The sequence below is a fragment of the Alicyclobacillus shizuokensis NBRC 103103 genome (genome assembly GCF_001552255.1).
Classification (GTDB): Bacteria; Bacillota; Bacilli; order Alicyclobacillales; family Alicyclobacillaceae; genus Alicyclobacillus_G; species Alicyclobacillus_G shizuokensis.
Genome location: NZ_BCQV01000122.1, coordinates 1 through 1,132, shown reverse-complemented (window position 1 = coordinate 1,132; position 1,132 = coordinate 1). Strand labels below are relative to the sequence as shown.

At 57.8% G+C, this 1,132-nt stretch carries 1 protein-coding gene; it reads right to left on the bottom strand.

The window, feature by feature from the left end; genetic code table 11:
- Positions 1–1,051 (bottom strand): DDE-type integrase/transposase/recombinase (locus ASH01S_RS17595; RefSeq protein WP_067929726.1); only part of this gene is annotated, 1,051 nt, incomplete at its 3' end.
- Positions 1,052–1,132 lie beyond the last annotated feature (81 nt).

Genomic DNA, 1,132 nt, shown 5'->3' with positions numbered 1-1,132 from the left:
AGGCGTGCTGGTCGTCTGTAGTTATGAGATCCCGTTCTAAGAAGCGCCGGAGAGGCGTACGGGCCTCGTCAAACCATTTGCGAACCTGGCTTCCTTCTCGCCGCTTCCGGATGATTTTGCGTATGGGCAGACAAGCGTTGGCGTAGACATCAAGCCATCCGTAGACCGTGTTGGGCCAGTCTACATGTTGGGGTGTATCGTAACGAGCGTAGCCCACAATCTCGCGTACGAGGGTACGGTTTTTCTGCTCCACATGGGCATTGTCGTTCTTTTTGTAGGGGCGGCTGCGGGTAAACTGCAGGCCGCGCTGCTTGGTGAACTGGAGTAGGTGGTGGTTGATAAATTCCGCGCCGTTGTCCGTGTGTAGTCCCCAGACAGGGTAGGGCCATTCATCGAGAATCTGCTGGAGGGCGTCCCGTACAGCCCTCTGGCTGCGTCCAAGGATAGCCCGCCGTCGACTGTAGCCGGTGACCACGTCCACGACGGAGATGGTGTAGGCAAAATGTCCGATGGAGGAGCCGCCGTTGTGTTCCACCAGGTCGATTTCCAATGCGCCCGGGCGATTCTCGTCCCAATGGTAGGTATCCACCGGGATTTCGCTCCGGAGCTTGGAGAGGGGCTTGGAGCGGGTGTAGAACTTTCGGGCACTGGGCTTTTGCCAGGCCGCGATGCGGCGAGCTAGAGTGGCTCGGCTGATTTGGGCCAGCTCCTGACGGACCGGTTCGGTAAGGGTGATTTCACCGTGTTGAGCGAGCTGTTCAGCGGTGGACAGCAGCACCGGATGCAGCCGTTCCGCACAGGGATAGTCCAGAGCCTCCCAAACGACCTGGATCACGGACATGGCCGCTTGGTACTTACGGCGACGGGGCTTAGAAACTCGACGAGCCGTGGACTTCGGCGGATGACGGAGAACGGTGATGGCATACTTTCTCGCATAGCCAAGGGTGGTCACGACTTCGTCTATAATCTGGGATTTCTGGGACCTGGTCTTGGCCCTGTAGTAGCGCTCCCGGGCATTGGCAAGGTACTCTCGACGGCTTTTGATGGACATACGCACGACGATCCCTTCGGTTCGATTTCGAGATGAGTGATCTCAATCCCTTTCGGTTAGATTTTAACTGAGCGATCGCGA